The 18,526-nt window shown below is 74.5% G+C and carries 17 protein-coding genes; 8 read left to right on the top strand and 9 right to left on the bottom strand.

What is annotated here, in order from left to right; genetic code table 11:
* Window positions 1-82 precede the first annotated feature (82 nt).
* The 3 genes from BLW86_RS32705 (at window position 83) to BLW86_RS32695 (ending at window position 2,996) form a co-directional block, all read left to right on the top strand.
* Window positions 83-1,315: an MFS transporter gene (locus BLW86_RS32705; RefSeq protein ID WP_093877364.1), complete on the top strand. Its 1,233-nt coding sequence runs from the start codon at window positions 83-85 to the stop codon at window positions 1,313-1,315.
* Window positions 1,316-1,373: 58 nt separating this feature from the next.
* The gene (locus tag BLW86_RS32700) at window positions 1,374-2,129 is read left to right on the top strand and encodes a maleylpyruvate isomerase family mycothiol-dependent enzyme (RefSeq protein WP_093878992.1); all 756 of its coding nucleotides are present in this window, start codon (window positions 1,374-1,376) and stop codon (window positions 2,127-2,129) included.
* Between the two features lie 114 nt (window positions 2,130-2,243).
* On the top strand, window positions 2,244-2,996 hold the full coding sequence (locus tag BLW86_RS32695) for a hypothetical protein (RefSeq protein ID WP_093877363.1): 753 nt from the start codon (window positions 2,244-2,246) through the stop codon (window positions 2,994-2,996).
* Between the two features lie 64 nt (window positions 2,997-3,060).
* On the opposite strand, the gene BLW86_RS32690 is transcribed toward BLW86_RS32695, so the two are convergent.
* The 3 genes from BLW86_RS32690 to BLW86_RS32680 all read right to left on the bottom strand — a co-directional run bounded on the left by BLW86_RS32690 (window position 3,061) and on the right by BLW86_RS32680 (window position 5,889).
* A complete protein-coding gene (locus BLW86_RS32690) occupies window positions 3,061-3,726 on the bottom strand; it encodes a response regulator transcription factor (RefSeq protein ID WP_093877362.1) in 666 nt (221 codons plus the stop codon).
* Window positions 3,723-4,853 (bottom strand): sensor histidine kinase, encoded by a 1,131-nt coding sequence (locus tag BLW86_RS32685; RefSeq protein WP_093878991.1) that lies wholly within the window; start codon window positions 4,851-4,853, stop codon window positions 3,723-3,725. The genes BLW86_RS32690 and BLW86_RS32685 overlap by 4 nt, the downstream gene beginning before the upstream one ends.
* Before the next feature lie 340 nt (window positions 4,854-5,193).
* The gene (locus tag BLW86_RS32680; protein WP_093877361.1) at window positions 5,194-5,889 is read right to left on the bottom strand and encodes a TetR/AcrR family transcriptional regulator; all 696 of its coding nucleotides are present in this window, start codon (window positions 5,887-5,889) and stop codon (window positions 5,194-5,196) included.
* Window positions 5,890-6,029: 140 nt separating this feature from the next.
* Between BLW86_RS32680 and BLW86_RS32675 the strand changes: the two genes are divergently transcribed.
* On the top strand, window positions 6,030-6,536 hold the full coding sequence (locus BLW86_RS32675) for a nitroreductase family deazaflavin-dependent oxidoreductase (RefSeq protein WP_093877360.1): 507 nt from the start codon (window positions 6,030-6,032) through the stop codon (window positions 6,534-6,536).
* A 33-nt stretch (window positions 6,537-6,569) separates the two neighbouring features.
* On the opposite strand, the gene BLW86_RS32670 is transcribed toward BLW86_RS32675, so the two are convergent.
* Window positions 6,570-7,892 (bottom strand): geranylgeranyl reductase family protein, encoded by a 1,323-nt coding sequence (locus tag BLW86_RS32670; protein ID WP_256341726.1) that lies wholly within the window; start codon window positions 7,890-7,892, stop codon window positions 6,570-6,572.
* Window positions 7,893-8,165: 273 nt separating this feature from the next.
* On the opposite strand from BLW86_RS32670, the gene BLW86_RS32665 reads away from it, so the two are divergent.
* A complete protein-coding gene (locus tag BLW86_RS32665) occupies window positions 8,166-9,530 on the top strand; it encodes a dipeptidase (protein ID WP_093877358.1) in 1,365 nt (454 codons plus the stop codon).
* An 84-nt stretch (window positions 9,531-9,614) separates the two neighbouring features.
* Window positions 9,615-10,316, top strand: coding sequence for an MBL fold metallo-hydrolase (locus BLW86_RS32660; RefSeq protein ID WP_371129632.1), 702 nt, complete (start codon window positions 9,615-9,617; stop codon window positions 10,314-10,316).
* A gap of 10 nt (window positions 10,317-10,326) precedes the next feature.
* On the opposite strand, the gene BLW86_RS32655 is transcribed toward BLW86_RS32660, so the two are convergent.
* On the bottom strand, window positions 10,327-11,361 hold the full coding sequence (locus BLW86_RS32655) for an NUDIX hydrolase (protein WP_093877357.1): 1,035 nt from the start codon (window positions 11,359-11,361) through the stop codon (window positions 10,327-10,329).
* 136 nt (window positions 11,362-11,497) lie between these two features.
* Between BLW86_RS32655 and BLW86_RS32650 the strand changes: the two genes are divergently transcribed.
* Window positions 11,498-11,677 (top strand): hypothetical protein, encoded by a 180-nt coding sequence (locus tag BLW86_RS32650; protein ID WP_093877356.1) that lies wholly within the window; start codon window positions 11,498-11,500, stop codon window positions 11,675-11,677.
* An 18-nt stretch (window positions 11,678-11,695) separates the two neighbouring features.
* Here BLW86_RS32650 and BLW86_RS32645 read toward each other — a convergent pair whose 3' ends face one another.
* On the bottom strand, window positions 11,696-12,658 hold the full coding sequence (locus BLW86_RS32645) for an ROK family protein (RefSeq protein ID WP_093877355.1): 963 nt from the start codon (window positions 12,656-12,658) through the stop codon (window positions 11,696-11,698).
* A gap of 129 nt (window positions 12,659-12,787) precedes the next feature.
* On the opposite strand from BLW86_RS32645, the gene BLW86_RS32640 reads away from it, so the two are divergent.
* Window positions 12,788-13,819, top strand: coding sequence for a LacI family DNA-binding transcriptional regulator (locus tag BLW86_RS32640; protein ID WP_093877354.1), 1,032 nt, complete (start codon window positions 12,788-12,790; stop codon window positions 13,817-13,819).
* A 212-nt stretch (window positions 13,820-14,031) separates the two neighbouring features.
* Here the strand turns inward: BLW86_RS32640 and BLW86_RS32635 are convergent, their stop codons facing one another.
* From BLW86_RS32635 to BLW86_RS32625, 3 genes are all read right to left on the bottom strand, one after another.
* Complete coding sequence (locus BLW86_RS32635; protein WP_093877353.1) at window positions 14,032-16,020, bottom strand: serine/threonine-protein kinase; 1,989 nt, start codon at window positions 16,018-16,020, stop codon at window positions 14,032-14,034.
* 76 nt (window positions 16,021-16,096) lie between these two features.
* On the bottom strand, window positions 16,097-17,386 hold the full coding sequence (locus BLW86_RS32630; protein WP_093877352.1) for a DUF6986 family protein: 1,290 nt from the start codon (window positions 17,384-17,386) through the stop codon (window positions 16,097-16,099).
* A gap of 156 nt (window positions 17,387-17,542) precedes the next feature.
* The gene (locus tag BLW86_RS32625) at window positions 17,543-18,505 is read right to left on the bottom strand and encodes an electron transfer flavoprotein subunit alpha/FixB family protein (protein WP_093877351.1); all 963 of its coding nucleotides are present in this window, start codon (window positions 18,503-18,505) and stop codon (window positions 17,543-17,545) included.
* Window positions 18,506-18,526: the final 21 nt, after the last annotated feature.

Below are 18,526 nucleotides of genomic sequence, written 5' to 3'. Positions count from 1 at the left end.
GGTGGTGAGTCTCCCATGATCGGACCGGGACGCCGTCCTCGCCCGGTTGATTCCCCCGCCCCCCGACCCCTATCCTGAGTTTGTGCCGCTACTAAACAAAGTACGGACGGCCCTGTCGGGGGACTCCGGCGGAGACACCGCCACCCGCTCCCTGACCCGCCTCCGCTCCGCCCTGACCCTCTTCTTCGCCCTCGACGGCTTCCTGTTCGCCGGCTGGGTGGTCCGGATCCCCGCCGTCAAGCAGCAGACCGGCGCCTCGGCCGGCGACCTCGGCCTCGCCCTCCTGGGCGTCTCGGCGGGCGCCGTGATCACGATGACGCTGACCGGCCGGCTCTGCCGCCGCCACGGCTCCCACGCCGTCACCGTCGCCACCGCCGTCCTGCTCTCCCTCTCGGTCGCCCTCCCCGCCCTCACCCGGTCCCCGCTCGCGCTCGGCCTCGTGCTCCTCGTCTTCGGCGCCGCGTACGGCGGGATCAACGTGGCCATGAACAGCGCCGCCGTCGACCTCGTGACCGCACTCCGACGGCCGGTGATGCCGAGCTTCCACGCCGCCTTCAGCCTCGGCGGCATGCTCGGCGCGGGGCTCGGCGGGCTGCTCGCCGGAAGCCTGTCCCCCACCGCCCACCTCCTCGGCCTCACGGTCGTCGGCCTGGCCCTGACGGCCGCCGCCGGTCCCGTACTGCTGCGCCACCCCTCCCCCGTGCCCCCCGAGGCCCTCCCGGTGCCCTCCGCCCCGAAGGGCTCCGGCACACGGGCGGCCGGGTCACGCCGTACGGTCCTCGTCTTCGGGGTGATCGCGCTCTGCACCGCGTACGGCGAAGGTGCCCTGGCCGACTGGGGCGCCCTCCACCTCGCCCAGGACCTGCACGCCCACCCGGGCGTCGCCGCCGCCGGGTACTCCGTCTTCGCACTGACCATGACCGCCGGCCGACTCTCCGGGACCGCGCTGCTCGAACGCCTCGGCCAGACCCGCGCCCTCGTCGCGGGCGGCGCGACCGCCGCCGCCGGCATGCTGCTCGGCGCGCTCGCGCCGAGCGTCTGGGCCGCGCTCCTCGGCTTCGCGATCACCGGCCTCGGCCTCGCCAACATCTTCCCCGTCGCCGTGGCCCGCGCGGGCGCCGTCGCCGGGCCCGACGGGGTCGCGACGGCGTCCACACTCGGCTACGGAGGCATGCTGCTCGGCCCGCCCTCGATCGGCTTCCTCGCCGACCGGTTCTCCCTGCCGCTGGCCCTCACGACGGTCGCGGTGCTCGCCGCCGGCGCGGCGGCCATGGGCTACGGGGCCCGCAACGCGGGAGCGTCCCGGGACGGTTGAGCGGGCACGCCGTGCGCGCCGCCCCCGCACGGCTGCCACAATCCGCAGCATGGACACGCTGAAGATCACGGAGCACATCGAGGCGTTGGCCGCGGCCGGCCGCGGCCTCGCCGACGCGGCCGCCGAGGCCGGGCCCGACGCGGAGGTGCCGACCTGCCCCGGGTGGCGGGTCCGCGACCTCCTCCGGCACACGGCCATGGTGCACCGCTGGGCCACGACCTTCGTGGCCGAGGGACGCACCGCCTTCCACCCGGGCGAGGGCGAGACGGCGCTCGACGGCGAGGAGTTGCTGACGTACTTCCGCGAGGGGCACGCGCGGCTGGTCGCCGCCCTGCGCGCGGCGCCGGAGGACCTGGAGTGCTGGACCTTCCTCCCTGCGCCCTCACCGCTCGCCTTCTGGGCCCGCCGCCAGGCGCACGAGACGACCGTCCACCGCGCGGACGCCGAGTCCGCGCTCGCGAGCGGCCCGGGGCCGGTGGAACCCGCGGTCGCCGCCGACGGCATCGACGAGCTGTTCGGCGCCTTCCACGCCCGCGACCGCAGCCGGGTGCGCACGCCCGGGCCCCGCACCCTGCGGGTACGGACGACGGACACCGACGACGTCTGGACCGTTCGTCTGACGCCGACGGACCCGCCCCGGACGGAGCGGGCCTTCCACGTCACGGGCGGGCCGGCCGACACCGAACTGAGCGGCCCCGCCGACCGGTTGTACCTGACCTTGTGGAACCGGCTGCCGGCCGGAGCCGTCACCCTGGCCGGTGACGAGGAGATCCTCCGGGTGTGGCGGGAGACCTCGGCGATCACCTGGTCGTGACCTCCGCACTCCGGGTCCGCTGCGCACTCCGGCGGCAAGCCCCGCCTGACTCTCCCTCAGGAGTGCGCAGTAATCTGCCCCTCTGAAGATCAACTCCACAGGGGGATGGGCAGGATGAGCAGCAACGAAGAGCCCCGGGGACACTGGCCGAGCGCTCCGGCGTACCCGCCGGCCGGCCCGGCGGGCCGTGCTCCCGACGGACCGCGCCCGGGAGCGCCGGCGCACACCGCCTCGCACCGGGGCGCGTGGATCGGCGCGGCCGCCACCCTGGTGGCGGCCGTGATCGGCGTCGTCGGTACGTACATGGTCGGAACCGGCAACAGCAACCAGGCGGCACCGCCTCCGGCACGGACGACCACGGCCCCCGCAGGCGGCGAGGAGACCCACGGCGACGAGGGCGCGCCATCGGACTCCTCGCGGTCCCCGGAGTCCTCCGCGCCCGCGGACTCCCCCGCCTCACCGACGTCCCCGACGCCGGCTCCCACGCCGGCGGGCACGGTCCAGTGGCAGGGCGCGCTGGCGATCGCGTACGCGGAGTCCAAGGACCTGGACTCCACACCCCCCGAGGAGTCCGAGATCAACTCGGACAACGACTTCTCCGTCTACCCGTTGGGCAGCCACATGCTCCGCCCCGAGAGCGGCGCCAAGGCGGTGGTGTGGGAGACCTCCGGGAAGGTGCCCTCGTACCAGGACTGCGCCGGCGTCGTCGGGACCCTGGCGACCACGACGGACATGAAGCTCAAGACCGGCCTGGTCGTCTGCGCCCTGACGAACGACGGCCGGGTCGCCCGGCTGACCGTCAAGGAGCTGGCGGGACAGGCCTCCGACACGCGCGGAGTCTTCGACGTCGTGGTGTGGAGCCGCTGACCCGACCGTGAGACGCCGGGTCCGTCCGTGCCGGAGGACGGACGGACCCGCGCCCGGCATGTGATCAGCCGAGCCAGCCGGGTCTGACCAGCCCCGACTCGTAGGCGAGGACGACGAGTTGGGCACGGTCCCGGGCACCGAGCTTCACCATGGCGCGGCTCACATGGGTCTTGGCGGTGAGCGGGCTCACGACCAGCCGGCGGGCGATCTCCTCGTTCGACAGGCCGATCCCCACCAGGGCCATCACCTCCCGCTCCCGCTCGGTCAGGGTGCCCAGCGCGGCCGTCGCCGCCGGGGCCTTGGAGCGGGCGGCGAACTCCTCGATGAGCCGGCGGGTGACGCCCGGGGAGAGCAGCGCGTCCCCGTGGACGACGGCCCGCACGGCCCTCAGGAGCTCCTCCGGCTCGGTGTCCTTGACCAGGAAGCCGGAGGCACCGGAACGGATCGCCTCGAAGACGTACTCGTCGAGCTCGAAGGTGGTCAGCATGACGACCCGGACCCCGCCGAGGTCCGGGTCCTCGGTGAGGCGCCGGGTCGCCTCGAGCCCGTCGAGCCTGGGCATCCGGATGTCCATGAGCACGACGTCGGGGCGCAACGCCCGGACCCGGTCCACCGCCTCCTCGCCGTCGGCGGCCTCGCCGGCCACCTCGATGTCGGGCTGGGCGTCGAGCAGCGCGCGGAACCCCGCCCGTACCAGCGACTGGTCGTCGGCGAGCAGGACACGGATCACGGACGGTTCTCCTCGGGTCTCGGTGCCTTCCCCGCTCTCGGGGCCTCCTGCGGGCGGAGGGGGAGGGCGGCGTGGACGCGGAAGCCGCCGTCCGGGCGGGCGCCCGCCTCGATGGTGCCACCGAGGGCGGCGGCCCGCTCCCGCATTCCGGCGAGTCCGTTCCCACTGCCGCCGGCCTCCGTGCCGGTGGCGGGGCCGTCGTCGTCGACAGTCAGCTCCAGGCGCCCGGAGCCCTGCCCGATCCGTACCCGGGCCGTGCGCGAACCGGAGTGCCGCACCACGTTGGTGAGCGCCTCCTGCACGATCCGGAAGGCGGCGAGGTCGGTGCCCGGCGGCAGGGCCGGCGGGGGGCCGCTCGTCGAGACGGTGACGGTGAGGCCCGCGGCGGCGGCCTGCTCGACGAGTTCGGGGAGCCGGTCGAGGCCGGGGGCCGGGGCACGGGGGGCGTCCCCGGGGGTACGGAGGGTGTCGAGGACCTGCCGGACCTCGCCGAGCGCCTCCTTGCTGGCCGCCTTGATGGTGGTCAGCGCGGTCCGCGCCTGCTCCGGGTCGGAGTCCAGGAGGGCGAGGCCGACGCCCGCCTGCACGTTGATCACGGAGATCGAGTGGGCCAGCACGTCGTGGAGCTCGCGGGCGATGCGGAGCCGTTCCTCGTCGGCGCGCCGCCGTTCGGCGGCGGCCCGCTCGGCCCGCAGCTGGGCGTTCTGCTCGCGCCGCACCCGGACCACCTCGGAGGCGGCGAGCACGGCCACCGCGAACGCCGCCGCCGGCAGCTCCTGCCCCCAGGACGCGGGCCCGTCACCGGTCGGGGGCAGCCACCGGTAGAACCAGTGCGAGAGCAGCAGATGGCCCGCCCAGAGCAGGCCGATGGCCCACCAGGCGGCGGTCCGGTGCCCGTGGACCACGGCCGCGAAGCAGGCGACGGCCACCATGACGAAGACCGGGCCGTACGGGTAGCCGGCCGCGAGGTACCCGAGGGTGACGGCCGCGACGGCGAACACCACCGGCACGGGCCTGCGGTGACGGAACAGCAGCGGGACCGCCCCGAGCAGGAGCAGGACCCGCCCGAGGGCGTCGAGCGTCTCCCGGTCCGGCTGGTTCCGTGCGGAGAAGCCGGTTCCCGCCATGACGAACACGGCGATCAGCAGCGTCGACCGCCAGGGCAGGCCCCGGCCGCTCCCCCATCTCGCTTCCCCCGACCCGCTCCGGGGCACGCGGCCACGCCCCTGCCCACGCCGGGGCTCTCCGTCATGCCCGAGGTCATGCCCGAACCGGGGCACGCGGCCACGCCCCTGCCCGCTCCGGGGCTCGCGGTCACGCCCGCGCCGGGGTCCGCCCGACCGCTCCTCGTCCCTACCGGCTTCCATACCGGTCACGCTAACCTCGACCGCCCGGCGCGCACGTCGGCCCGGCGGGGTGGTCGCGTGTACTCCCGCGGGAGTAGGAGCGGGGGCCCGGACGGTCGGGTCAGCCGCGCGGGAGCAGGCCCACGTCCTGGCCCAGGCGGCGGGCGGCCGTCGCGAAGAAGGTGTCGCGGTCCTCGACGACGCGGTGGAACTGGCCGAAGACCTCGAAGGAGACGAGGCCGAAGAGCTGCGACCAGGCGGCGACGAGTGCGACGGCGAGGGCCGGTGGGAGGTCCGGGGCGATGTCGGCGCTGATGCGGACGGCTTCGGGGCGCAGGACGTCGGGCAGCGGCGGGAGGGCGACGCCCTCGCCCGTGTGGGCCCGGCGGGCGATGTCGATGAGGACCAGGCCGACGCGGGAGGCGGGGACGATCGTGTCCTGGGGGGCGGTGTAGCCGGGGACGGGAGAGCCGTAGATGAGGGCGTACTCGTGGGGGTGGGCGACGGCCCAGGCCCGGACCGCCCGGCAGACGGCGGTCCACTGGTCGAGGGGGCGTTCGGCCTCGGCCTCGGCGGCCGCTCGTTCGGCGGCGGCGCCGACGGCGTCGTAGGCGTCGACGATGAGGGCGGTGAGCAGGTCGTCCCGGCTGGGGAAGTAGCGGTAGAGCGCGGAGGACACCATGCCGAGCTCGCGGGCGACGGCCCGCAGGGACAGCTTGGCGGCGCCCTCGGCGGCGAGCTGGGTGCGGGCCTCGTCCTTGATGGCGGCGGTGATCTCGATGCGGGCGCGGGCGCGGGCTCCTCGAACGGTCGTCATGGAGAGCAGTGTGCCATTTTCAGAGCACCAGAACGAAACGAGAGCACCGCTCTTGCTTGTGAGCACCGAACCGTGCACACTGATCTCAAGCGAGAGCAGTGCTCACTGTTTCGTTCCGCAGGATTCCCGAGGAGGCCCTCATGTCCGCTCAGCCCGCCACCCCCGCCGCCGGCTCCTCCCCCGCCTCCCACGTCATGAAGCCCGGCTGGTTCACGGTGAACGTCTTCAACCGCGCGGTCGCCTGGATGACCCGCCGCGGCATCAGCGTCTGGGGCTCCCGCGTCCTGGCCGTCCGCGGCCGCAAGAGCGGCGAATGGCGCCGCACCCCCGTCAACCTCCTGACGGTGGACGGCGCCCGGTACCTCATCGCCCCCCGCGGCCACGTCCAGTGGACGCACAACATGCGGGCCGCCGGCGGCGGGCAGCTGCACCTCGGCAAGCGCGTGGAGGAGTTCACCGCGGTCGAGGTGGCCGACGACGACAAGCCCGCCCTGCTCCGCGCCTACCTCAAGCGCTGGAAGGCCGAGGTCGGCGTCTTCTTCGGCGGCGTCGGCCCCGACTCCTCCGCGGAGGAGCTGCGGGCCATCGCCCCGAAGCACCCCGTCTTCCGCATCACGACGACGGGCCCCGCCGCCCCGGCGGCGTGAGGCGGCCGGGGCGGCGGGGCCCGTGAGGAACGGTCAGACCTCTTCCGGGGCACTCTCCGGCTCGGAGGCCGCGCGCTCGCGCGGGCTGACGCCCCGACCCGCCGGGCCGACGCCCGACGAGGTGTCCATCCGCTTGTCGAGGAGCTCCAGGGCCCGCCGGGCCATGCCGTTCGAGCGGACCATGCCGCCGAGCGTGGCCGAGCCCCGGGTGATGTCGGCGAAGGCGTTCCAGGCCGGCCGCAGTCCCGTTATCGTCGCGTGCAGCAGCCCCGGCCGACGCTCGAAGACGGCGAGCATCCGTCGTCCGACCGCCATCTCGACACCGAGCCCCGCCTTGATGGCGAAGGCGTAGTTCAGGGCCTGGCGCCGCGCGTCGACCGCGTCGTTCGCCTCGGCGACCCGCACCGCCCACTCGCCGGCGAGACGGCCCGAGCGCAGCGCGTACGAGATGCCCTCGCGCGTCCACGGCTCCAGGAGACCGGCCGCGTCGCCGCAGACCAGGACCCGACCGCGGGAGAGCGGCGAGTCGTCGGTACGGCAGCGCGTCAGGTGGCCGGAGGAGATCGTGGGCTCGAAGCCGGCGAGGCCGAGCCGGGCGACGAAGTCCTCCATGTACCGCTTGGTGGCGGCGCCCTCGCCGCGCGCCGAGATGACGCCGACGGTCAGCGTGTCGCCCTTGGGGAACACCCAGCCGTAACTGCCGGGCATCGGCCCCCAGTCGATGAGGACCCGCCCCTTCCAGTCCTCGGCCACGGACGGCGGTACAGGAATCTCCGCCTCCAGGCCCAGGTCGACCTGGCCGAGCTTCACCCCCACATGGGCGCCTATCCGGCTGGCACTGCCGTCGGCGCCGACGACCGCGCGGGCGAGGACGGTCTCGCCGTCGGCGAGGACGACGGCGACCGTCCGCCGGTCCGGCACGGCCGGGCCGTGCTGCTCCACCCGGGTCACCGTGGCGCCGGTCCGCAGTTCGGCACCGGCCTTCTGCGCGTGCTCGACGAGCTGCGCGTCGAACTCCGGACGGTTGATGAGCCCGAAGAGCATCCGGCGCGAGCGGCGGGTGCGGGCGAAGCGTCCGTCCAGGGAGAAGGTGACGGCGTGGACCCGGTCCTGGAGGGGCAGTTCGAAGCCCGGCGGGAGCGAGTCCCGCGAGGGGCCGATGATGCCGCCGCCACAGGTCTTGTACCGGGGCAGCTCGGACTTCTCCAGGAGCAGCACCCGGCGGCCCGCGACCGCCGCCGCGTACGCCGCGGACGCTCCGGCCGGGCCGGCGCCGACGACCACGACGTCCCAGACGTCCGCCGACTCCTCGGCGGGCTCGTCGCCCGCCCGGGCAGGCGCCTCGTCCGACGCCACGTCATCCGGGAGCCGCGCCGCCTCCGCGTCCGGGCTCCCGGCGGCCTCAGGAGCCGCGCCTTCGGGCTCGGTGTGCTCCGGACCGGCGTTCTCTGCGTGCTCGCTGCTCACGTGTGCTTCTGCTCCTGATCCGACCGGTGGTCTGCTCCTGACGCATCCTACGGCGCGGTAGCCAGGGGGCCGCCCGTAGGATCGACGGTGCGTTCGGCGTACCACGACATACGACGGACGTCGTCCTCACGTCGTAACGTCGCACCCATCAGGAGCGTGCCCATGACCTCGAATCCGATCGCCGAGACCGTCCGGTCACTGATGCCCCGGGCCAAGGCCGAGCTCACCGAGCTGGTGGCCTTCGAGTCGGTGGCGGACGAGGCCGTGGCGCCCCGCAGCGAGTGCGAGGCCGCGGCGAACTGGGTCGCGGACGCCCTGCGCGCCGAGGACTTCCAGGACGTGGCGCTGCTCGACACCCCGGACGGCTCGCAGGCGGTGTACGGCATACTGCCCGGCCCGGCCGACGCGCCGACCGTCCTCCTGTACGCCCACTACGACGTGCAGCCGAAGCTGGACGAGTCCGTCTGGCTCTCCCCGCCCTTCGAGCTGACCGAGCGGGACGGCCGCTGGTACGGGCGCGGCACCGCCGACTGCAAGGGCGGCTTCATCATGCACCTGCTCGCGCTGCGCGCCCTCAAGGCGAACGGCGGCGTGCCGGTGACGGTCAAGGTCGTCGTGGAGGGCTCGGAGGAGCAGGGCACCGGCGGTCTGGAGCGGTACGCGGAGCAGCACCCCGAGCTCCTCGTGGCCGACGCCATCGTGATCGGCGACGCGGGCAACTTCCGCGTGGGCCTGCCGACGGTGACCGCGACCCTGCGCGGCATGACGATGATCCGGGTCACGATCGACACCCTGGAGGGCAATCTGCACTCCGGTCAGTTCGGCGGCGCCGCGCCCGACGCGCTGGCCGCGCTGATCCGCGTCCTGGACTCGCTGCGGGGCCCGGACGGCTCCACCGTGATCGACGGCCTCGCGAGCGACCAGGTGTGGGAGGGCCTCCAGTACCCGGAGGAGGACTTCCGTCAGGACGCCAAGGTGCTGACGGGCGTGTCCCTGCCGGGTTCCGGCACGGTCGCCGACCGGATCTGGGCGCGCCCGGCGGTCACGGTCATCGGCATCGACGCCCACCCGGTGGCCGGCGCGACCCCGTCGGTCCCGAAGTCGGCGCGCGCGCAGATCAGCCTGCGGGTGCCGCCGGGCGAGGACGCGGCCGAGGTGACGAAGCTGCTCTTCGCGCACATCGAGAAGCACACGCCGTGGGACGCCCGGGTGTCCCTGGAGCAGGTCGGCCAGGGCCAGCCGTTCCAGGCGGACACCTCCAGCCCGGCGTACGCGTCGATGGCCGAGGCGATGCGGATCGCGTACCCCGGTGAGGAGATGCAGACGGCGGGCATGGGCGGCTCGATCCCGCTGTGCAACACGCTGGCCTCGCTCTACCCGGAGTCGGAGATCCTGCTGATCGGTCTGAGCGAGCCGGAGGCGCAGATCCACGCGCCGAACGAGTCCGTCTCGCCGGAGGAGCTGGAGCGGCTCTCGGTGGCCGAGGCGCACTTCCTCGTCAACTACGCCCGCTCGAAGCAGGGCTGACACCGGATCGGTTCAGCGCTCGGCGAAGCTCGCCGAGAGCGTAGAAGCACACGGCGGACCTGCGCGGATGCGTAGGTTCGCCGTATGACTTCCATCGAACTCACCAGGATCACCCCGCGGTTGCACCTCCTCGACTTCTCCATCGGCCAGGCCTACCTGTGGCAGGACGAGGAGGAACTGACCCTGATCGACGCCGGCTGGGCCGGCACGGCGGACGGCACGGCCGCGGCGATGCGGTCGGCCGGCCTGGACCCGGACCGGTTGCGCCGGATCGTGCTGACCCACTGCCACCGGGACCACGTGGGCTCGGCCCAGGAGCTCGCGGACCGGCACGGGGCCGAGATCCTCGCGCACCGGCTGGACGCGCCGGTGATCCGGGGCGAGGCGCCGGTCCCGGAGCCGGACCTCCTGGACTGGGAGGTCCCGATCTTCGCGCACGGTCTGACCGTGCCGGAGACGCCACCGACCCGGGTCGACCGGGAGGTCGAGGACGGCGAGGAGCTGGGCTTCGGCGACGGTGCCGTTGTGGTCCACGCCCCGGGCCACACCCCCGGCTCGATCGCCGTCCACCTCCCGCGCCACGGCGTGCTGTTCGCCGGGGACACGGTGGCCTCGGTGCCGGACGTCATGTTCGGCGTCTTCCACGTCGACCGCGCCCTCGCCCTGGACTCGATGCGGACCCTGGCGAAGCTCGCGCCTTCGGTGCTGTGCTGCGGACACGGAGCACCGGTGACCACGGACACGGCGGCCCGGCTGACGGCGGCCGCGGCGGCGGCCCAGGCGTGAGCAGGGGTTCTCAGCCCACCGGATCGCCCGCCTCCAGGTTGAGGACCGTGCCGCGTTCGCGGGCGCGCAGGGCCCAGTGGAGGCGGCGGTAGCGGACGGGGGGCAGCAGCTCGGCGGCCTCCTCCTCGGTGACGAACCGCCAGTCGCGGAGTTCGGCGCCGGGGAGGTGGAGGCGCTCGGCGTCGGCGGTGCGGAGCGTGCCGCCGTCGAAGAGGAGGCGCAGGCCTCCGTAGCCGGGGGGCTTGGGACGTTCCCAGTCGACGAGCAGCAGACGGGGCACGGCGTCGAGTTCGAGGCCGAGCTCCTCGGCGACCTCGCGCATGCCGGCCCGGGCCGGGGGCTCGCCGGGCTCGACGACGCCGCCGGGGAACTCCCAGCCGGGCTTGTAGGTGGGATCGACGAGGAGGAACCGGTCCTGCTCGTCGAAGAGCAGGACGCCGGCGGCGAGGGTCTCTCCGGTCGGCTCGGGCGTCTGGACGATGCCGCAGGGCGCGATCCGGTCGGCCCGGACCGCGTCGGCGACGGCCCGGGCGGTCTCGGCCACGGTGAGCTCCGAGTTGTCGACGGCGTACGCGTCGGCGGCGAGCCAGTCGAGGGCGGCGCGGTACGACGGGATGCGCGCGTGGCACCACTCCCGGGCGCGGGCGTCGACCTCGGGGTCGCCGTACTCCGCCCGGTTGTCGATCCGCTGCCGCAGGATCGTTTCCTCCGGGGCGAGCAGCACATGCCGCACGTCGATGCGGCGGGCGGCGAGCCCGCCGAAGATCTCGTCCCGGTACTCCTGGCGCAGCAGGGTCATGGGGACGACCAGGACGCCGCCGACCTCGGCGAGCAGGGCGGCGGCGGTGTCGACGACCAGACGGCGCCAGATCGGCAGGTCCTGGTAGTCCTCGACCTCGGCGAGCCGCTTGGCCGGGAGCAGCCGGCGCAGCCCCCCACCGGTGAGCTCGGGGTCGTACAGGGTGCTGTTCGGGATCAGATCGACCAGTTCGCGCGCGGTGCTGGACTTTCCCGCGCCGAAACCACCGTTGATCCAGACGATCACGTTTCCCCCTCTTCGATAGCCCCCAGTGGCTTGCCCGCAACACCCTGCCACGGAAACCACGAACACACGTCTCGGCATGTGCGTGACACTTCCGGACGGCTCTCGTTGAGAACGGCGAGCACGAGGGGGTGCCGAGATGAGTCGTACGGTTCTCGAACGGTTTCCGGCCGGCGGGCCGCGGGGCAGCTTGCCGGCGGAGGAGTTCGCCGGGGCGCGGCGCGAGGAGGGAGTGCCGGCCCGGGTCGTGATGGACCTGGAGTCCGACGCGTTCCTGGTGGTCGTCGAACAGCGGACGGCGGAGCGGGTACGGGAGTGAGCCGGGTCCGGGGACCCTTCACGGAGCCGGGGCGGCCGATGCGAGGCCCGGGGCCGCCGCTGCCGCCGCGCCGAGGAGGCCCGCGTCCGTGCCCGTGACGGCGGGGACGACCGTCAGGTCCCGGACGAAGGAGAGCGTGGCGTAGGCGCGGAGGCTGCGCCGGAGCGGGGCGAAGAGGACCTCGCCCGCGCCCGCCACCCCGCCGCCGACGACCGCGATGTCGATCTCGACGAGAGCGGCGGTGGCGGCGATGCCCGCCGCGAGCGCCTGGGCCGCGCGCTCGAACGAGGCGACGGCGATCGGGTCCCCGGCGTGCGCGGCGGCGGCCACCGCGGCGGCGGAGACGTCGCCGTCGGCCCCCGGCCGCCAGCCGTTCTCCAGGGCACGGCGGGCGAGGTGCGGACCGCTGGCGAGGCGCTCGACGCAGCCGCGTCCGCCGCACGCGCAGGGCTCGCCGTCGAGGTCCACCGGGATGTGGCCGATGTGACCGGCGTTGCCGGTGGGGCCGGGGTGGACCCGGCCGTCGAGCACGAGGCCGCCTCCGACGCCCGTGGAGACCACGAGGCACAGGGCATGGGAGTGGCCCCGGGCCGCTCCGAGCCAGTGCTCGGCCGCCGTCATGGCGACGCCGTCGCCGACGAGGGTGACCGGCCGGCCGGTCGTGACCCGGCGCACCCTCTCGACGAGCGGATAGTCGCGCCAGCCGGGCACGTTCACCGGGCTGACGGTCCCCCGGGAGGCGTCGACCGGGCCCGCGCTGCCGATGCCGACGGCACCGGCGGACTCCCACAGCGGGGAGGCCGCGAGGTCGGCGAGCACCGCCTCGACCGCCGCCATCACCGTCTCGCCGTCCTCACGCGCGGGCGTGGGCCGCTGGGAGCGGAGGCGGATGCGGCCCGCCCCGTCGACCAGCGCGCCGGCGATCTTGGTGCCCCCGATGTCGAGGGCGGCGACGAGGCCCGTGGCGGGGTCGGTGTCCATGCGCGCGAAGCCTCCGTCGGCGGCGGGAACGGAAAGTGGTTCCCTACAGTCTCCCAGTCATGACAACGTTGTCCAGGGCCTATGCTCGAACCGAGATCGACTCGACACGCTCCGGAGGAACCGCGCACCGTGGCCGACATCGCCCGCCCCGAGCCCCGCTACGGCAATCGGCCCACGATGAAGGACGTCGCCGCCCGGGCGGGCGTGGGCCTCAAGACGGTGTCCCGGGTCGTCAACGGCGAACCGGGCGTCACCCCGGACACCGAGCACCGGGTGCGGGAGGCCATCGAGGCGCTGGGCTTCCGCCGCAACGACAGCGCGCGCGTTCTGCGCAAGGGCAGGACGGCGACCGTCGGGCTGGTCCTGGAGGATCTCGCCGACCCCTTCTACGGGCCGCTCAGCCGGGCGGTCGAGGAGGTGGCGCGGGCGCACGGAGCCCTGCTCATCAACGGCTCCAGCGCCGAGGACCCGGAGCGCGAGCAGGAGCTGGCGCTCGCGCTGTGCGCGCGGCGCGTGGACGGACTGATCGTCATCCCGGCGGGCGGCGACCACCGTTACCTGGAGCCGGAGATCCGGGCGGGCGTCGCCACCGTGTTCGTCGACCGCCCGGCGGGCGGGATCGACGCGGACGTCGTCCTCTCGGACAACTTCGGCGGCGCGCGGGCCGGGGTGGCGCACCTCGTCGCACACGGCCACCGGCGGATCGGCTTCATCGCCGACCGGCCCGGTATCCACACCGCGAAGGAGCGGCTGCGGGGCTACCGGGCGGCGATGGAGGACGCGGGCCTCGACGTGGCCGACGCGTGGGTGTCGCTCGGCCCGACCGACCCGGAGCGGGTGGCGGAGGCGGCCCGGGCGATGCTCTCCGGGCCGGAGCCGGTGACGGCGCTGTTCGCGGGCAACAACCGGGTGACGGTCACCGCCGTGCGGGTCCTCGCCGGCCGTGAACACCCGGTCGCCCTCGTCGGCTTCGACGACATCGAGCTCGCCGACCTGCTGGGCATCACGGTCATCGCCCAGGACGCGGCCGCGCTCGGCCGGACGGCGGCGGAACGGCTCTTCCGGCGCCTGGAGGGGACCGACGAGGCGCCGGCCACGGTGGTCCTGGACACCCGCCTGATCGCCCGCGGCTCGGGCGAGACCCCGCCGATCGAGGCCTGACGCCCGGCCCGGCCTCGTACGACCGCGCCGGACTCCGTGACCGCGGCCCCGCCTCGTACGACCGGCCCGGCCTCGTACAACCGACCCCGCCTCGTACGACCGCGCCGGACTCCGTGACCCCGGCCCGGCCTCGTACGGCCACGCAGGACTCCGTGACCGTGGCCGCCGTCGGACTCCTGACGGAGTGGCCGGCCGGCGGCCCCGTGGTCCGTTCAGCAGATCGGGAGGCCGGGCACGGGCTGGTCGTTGTCGCCGCCCTTGAGGTAGACGACGCTGAAGTACACGTTGGTGTTGCCGCTGTCGTCGTCGGTCCTGGCCCACCAGATGTTGGTCCACTGGCCGTACGTCTCGCGGCGGCCCAGGTCGACCTGGCAGTAGAAGTAGTTCGTGCCGGCGTTCAGGACGCCCATCTCGCCGCCGTCGTGACGGTACGTCTTCTCGGTGCGCCACACCTGGCAGTCGTACTTCCCGCCGCCGCTGGGGGCGCAGCCGCCGGACGCGGGGCTCGGGGACGTACCGCCGCCGCCCGTCGTGCTCGAGCCGCCGCCGGCTGTTCCGCCGGTGCTGCCGCCCGGAACCGGCGCCTTGGTCGTCCTCGACGGAGACGGGGACGAGTGCGAGGAAGAGGACGAGGACGAAGAGGAGGGCGAGGAGGGGGATGCGGACCGGGTCGGGCCCGCGGACGACGGCTTCTCCGCGTCCCCCTCGGAGGGCGTCGCGGACGCGGACGGGCTCTCGGTGGCGGTTGCTCCCGCCCCGGGCGCTCCCGAGTCGAGGACCCGGCCGGGCTCGGCGCCCGGGCTCGTCGGCGACTGCCCGTCGGCCAACTGTCCCTGCTCCGGGCCGCCGTCCCGGCCGACCAGGGCGTACGTGACGCCGCCGCCGACCAGCAGGACGCCCGCCACCGCCGCGGCGACCAGGGCGCCCGAGCGGTTCCGCCCGGCCCGCCCGCGCGTGGCCGAGCGCCTCGTCGGCGCGGCACCGGCACCGTACACCACGGGCCCGTCCGGCGCGCCGGACACCGGCACCGGGCCGCCGGGGCCGGCCTGCCCGGGCACGCCCATGGCCGGCGGCACGACCGGTCCGAAACCCTCGAGGCGGTGCGGTACGGCGTCGTGTTGGGTGGGCGCCCACAGGTGCGAGGCGCCGAGGGCCGGCGTGTCGGGGCCGCCGGGCCAGGCGTCCGGGGCCGAAGGCGACGCGCCGGGACCCGCGGTCGGCGTGCCCTGCGTCGCGGACGACGCGGCCGGTCCGGCTGCCGGGGCGTCGACGGCCGTGGGCCACGGGCCGGCGGCGCCGGGCGCCCCGGCCGGTCCGCCCGGCGCCATGCCCTGCGCGCCCTCCGCGCCCGACGCCGTCGCGTCCCGTCCCTCCGCGACCTCGGTCAGCAGGCGGGCGGCCGTCCGGGCGTCCGGGCGCCGGGTCGGGTCCTTGTCGAGGAGCCGGGCCAGGACCGGGGCGAGGGGGCCGGCGAGGCGGGGCGCCGGAAGGGGTTCCACCACGATGGCGTTCAGGGTCTGCCAGGTGGAGGTGCGGCGGAACGGGGAGGTGCCCTCGACGGCCGCGTACAGGGTGGCGCCGAGCGCCCAGACGTCCGAGGCGGGGCCCGGCTGCTGCCCCTGGGCCCGCTCGGGCGCCAGGTAGTCGAGCGAGCCGACGATCTCTCCGCTGCGCGTCAGATGGGTGGCGGAGCCGTCGCCGGGGTCGTCCATCGTGGCGATGCCGAAGTCGGTGAGGACGACCCGGCCCCCTCGGTCGAGGAGCACGTTGCCGGGCTTCACGTCGCGGTGGAGCACGCCCACGTCGTGGGCGGCGGCCAGCGCTTCCAGGACGGCGGCGCCGATCTGCGCGGCCTCCCTGGGGTCGAGGGTGCCGCGTTCGCCGAGGACGCCGTCGAGGGAGGGGCCGTCGATGAGTTCCATGACGATGACCGGGCGGCCCTCGTGCTCGGTCACGTCGTGGACGGCGATGACTCCGGGATGCCGGACCCGGGCCGCCGCTCGCGCCTCGCGCTGCATCCGCAGCCGCAGGTCCTCCAGTTCGGGACCCGACGCGTCGTTGTAGGTGCGCAGTTCCTTGACGGCCACCTCACGGCCGAGGACCTCGTCGACCGCGCGCCAGACGACGCCCATGCCGCCGCGCCCGAGTTGCCGCACCGCTCTGTAGCGGCCCGCGAGCCGCTCGTACTCCCCCGATGACACCGATGCCCCGTTCCCTGTGGCTGCGTTGGACGCGTACAGAGTACGGGGCGGCGGTGGACTCCCCGTGGGTGACCGGTTACTGGGCGGTCGCCGTCAGGTCGCCTCGGCGCGGGGCGGCGAAGCGCTCGAGGTCGGCGCGGGTCATGCCGGTGAGGGCGTCGACCTCGGCGGTGTCGAGGGCGCCGCACTGCAGGCCGCGCAGCAGGTACGAGGAGAGCGCCTTGGCGGTGGCGGGCTCGTCCATGACGTCGCCGCCGGCGTGGTTGGCGTAGGCGGAGAGGCGCTTGGCGGCGGTCTCGTAGCCCTCGCGGTAGAAGGCGAAGACGGCGGCGTAGCGGGTGGGGATGTGGCCGGGGTGCATGTCCCAGCCCTGGTAGTAGGCGCGGGAGAGGGCGCGGCGGGTGAGGCCGTAGTGCAGGCGCCAGGCCTCGTGGACGTGCTCGGTGGAGCCGACGGGGAGGACGTTGGTGGAGCCGTCGGAGACGCGGACGCCGGTGCCGGCGGCGGCGACCTGCATGATCGCCTTGGCGTGGTCGGCGGCCGGGTGGTCGCTGGCCTGGTAGGCGGCGGAGACGCCGAGGCAGGCGCTGTAGTCGAAGGTGCCGTAGTGCAGTCCGGTGGCGCGGCCCTCGGCGGCGTCGATCATGCGGGCGACGGCGGCGGTGCCGTCGCTGGCGAGGATGGACTGGCTGGTCTCGATCTGGATCTCGAAGCCGAGGCGGCCCGCGTCGAGGCCGTGGGCCTTCTCGAAGGCCTCCAGGAGGCGGACGAAGGCGGACACCTGCTCGGGGTAGGTGACCTTGGGGAGGGTGAGGACGAGGCCGTCGGGGAGGCCGCCGTTCTCCAGGAGGCCGGTGAGGAAGACGTCGGTGGTGCGGATGCCCCGGTCGCGTACGGCGGCCTCCATGCACTTCATCCGGATGCCCATGTACGGGGCGGCCGTGCCGTTCGCGTACGCCTCGGAGATCAGCCGGGCGGCGCGGGCCGCGTCCTGATCCTCGTCCTGGCCGGCGTAGCCGTCCTCGAAGTCGACGCGGAGGTCCTCGATGGGCTCGCGCTCCAGCTTGGCGCGCACGCGGCCGTAGACGTCCTCGGCGAGGTCGTCGGAGAGGCCGAGGACGGCGGCGAAGGAGGCGGCGTCGGGGGCGTGCTCGTCGAGGGCGGCGAGGGCCTGGTCGCCCCAGGAGCGGATGGTGCCGGCGTCGAAGACGTTGCCGGGCACATAGACGGTGTGGACGGGCTGGCGGGTGCCGGGGTCTCCCGGGTAACGGCGGTCGAGCTCGGCGTCCACCGCTGCGAGGGAGGCGCTGATGCCCTCGCTGACCGCGCCCGCGAGGCTCGTCGACACCTTCTCCTGCTGACCCATCCTGCATCCTCCTGTTTTCCGCTGCACGGAATCAACAATCCGTATAGCGAAGTTAGTAGGCGGTCGGGACCTGCGTCAATGGTTGTCCGAAACGGCCGGGGGCCGCACGGCGACAGATCGCCGTGCGGCCCCCGGGACCGACAGAACCGCAGGTCATCAGCCCTTGCGGGTCTTGACCTCTTCGGTGAGCTGCGGGACGACGTCGAAGAGGTCGCCCACGACGCCGTAGTCGACGAGGTCGAAGATCGGGGCCTCGGCGTCCTTGTTGATGGCGACGATGGTCTTCGAGGTCTGCATGCCCGCGCGGTGCTGGATCGCGCCGGAGATGCCGGAGGCGATGTACAGCTGCGGGGAGACCGACTTGCCGGTCTGGCCGACCTGGTTGGAGTGCGGGTACCAGCCGGCGTCGACGGCGGCGCGCGAGGCGCCGACGGCGGCACCGAGCGAGTCGGCGAGCGCCTCGATGATCGCGAAGTTCTCGGCGCCGTTGACGCCGCGGCCGCCGGAGACCACGATCGCGGCCTCGGTCAGCTCCGGGCGGCCGGTCGACTCGCGCGGGGTGCGGGAGGTGACCTTGGTGCCGGTGGCCTTGTCCGAGAAGGAGACGGCGAGCGCCTCGACGGCGCCGGCGGCCGGGGCGGCCTCCACGGGGGCCGAGTTCGGCTTGACCGTGATGACCGGAGTGCCCTTGGAGACACGGGACTTGGTGGTGAAGGAGGCGGCGAACGCGGACTGCGTCGCGACCGGGCCCTCGTCACCGGCCTCCAGGTCCACGGCGTCGGTGATGATGCCGGAGCCGATGCGCACGGCGAGGCGGGCGGCGATCTCCTTGCCCTCGGCGGAGGACGGGACGAGCACTGCGGCCGGGGAGACGGCCTCGTACGCGGCCTGCAGGGCCTCGACCTTCGGGACGACGAGGTAGTCGGCGAACTCGGCGGCGTCGGCGGTCAGGACGCGGGTGGCGCCGTGCTCGCCGAGGACGGCGGCGGTGTCGGCGGCGCCGTTGCCCAGCGCGACGGCGACCGGCTCGCCGAGGCGGCGGGCGAGGGTCAGCAGCTCCAGGGTGGGCTTGCGGACGGCTCCGTCGACGTGGTCGACGTAGACGAGAATCTCAGCCATGGGACTTCAATCTCCTGCGGA

Origin of the sequence: Streptomyces sp. TLI_105, assembly GCF_900105415.1 — a bacterium.
In the GTDB taxonomy this organism is placed as follows: domain Bacteria; phylum Actinomycetota; class Actinomycetes; order Streptomycetales; family Streptomycetaceae; genus Streptomyces.
This window is presented reverse-complemented; position numbering and strand designations above follow the sequence as displayed.

What these genes read in the sequence shown, in the direction of transcription:
- BLW86_RS32695 (WP_093877363.1), top strand. Translation starts at nt 2,244, where the DNA reads ATGAGCAGCAACGAAGAGCCCCGGGGACACTGGCCGAGCGCTCCGGCG.
- BLW86_RS32685 (WP_093878991.1), bottom strand. Translation starts at nt 4,853, where the DNA reads ATGGCGGGAACCGGCTTCTCCGCACGGAACCAGCCGGACCGGGAGACG.
- BLW86_RS32680 (WP_093877361.1), bottom strand. Translation starts at nt 5,889, where the DNA reads ATGACGACCGTTCGAGGAGCCCGCGCCCGCGCCCGCATCGAGATCACC.
- BLW86_RS32675 (WP_093877360.1), top strand. Translation starts at nt 6,030, where the DNA reads ATGTCCGCTCAGCCCGCCACCCCCGCCGCCGGCTCCTCCCCCGCCTCC.
- BLW86_RS32665 (WP_093877358.1), top strand. Translation starts at nt 8,166, where the DNA reads ATGACCTCGAATCCGATCGCCGAGACCGTCCGGTCACTGATGCCCCGG.
- BLW86_RS32660 (WP_371129632.1), top strand. Translation starts at nt 9,615, where the DNA reads ATGACTTCCATCGAACTCACCAGGATCACCCCGCGGTTGCACCTCCTC.
- BLW86_RS32650 (WP_093877356.1), top strand. Translation starts at nt 11,498, where the DNA reads ATGAGTCGTACGGTTCTCGAACGGTTTCCGGCCGGCGGGCCGCGGGGC.
- BLW86_RS32645 (WP_093877355.1), bottom strand. Translation starts at nt 12,658, where the DNA reads ATGGACACCGACCCCGCCACGGGCCTCGTCGCCGCCCTCGACATCGGG.
- BLW86_RS32630 (WP_093877352.1), bottom strand. Translation starts at nt 17,386, where the DNA reads ATGGGTCAGCAGGAGAAGGTGTCGACGAGCCTCGCGGGCGCGGTCAGC.
- BLW86_RS32625 (WP_093877351.1), bottom strand. Translation starts at nt 18,505, where the DNA reads ATGGCTGAGATTCTCGTCTACGTCGACCACGTCGACGGAGCCGTCCGC.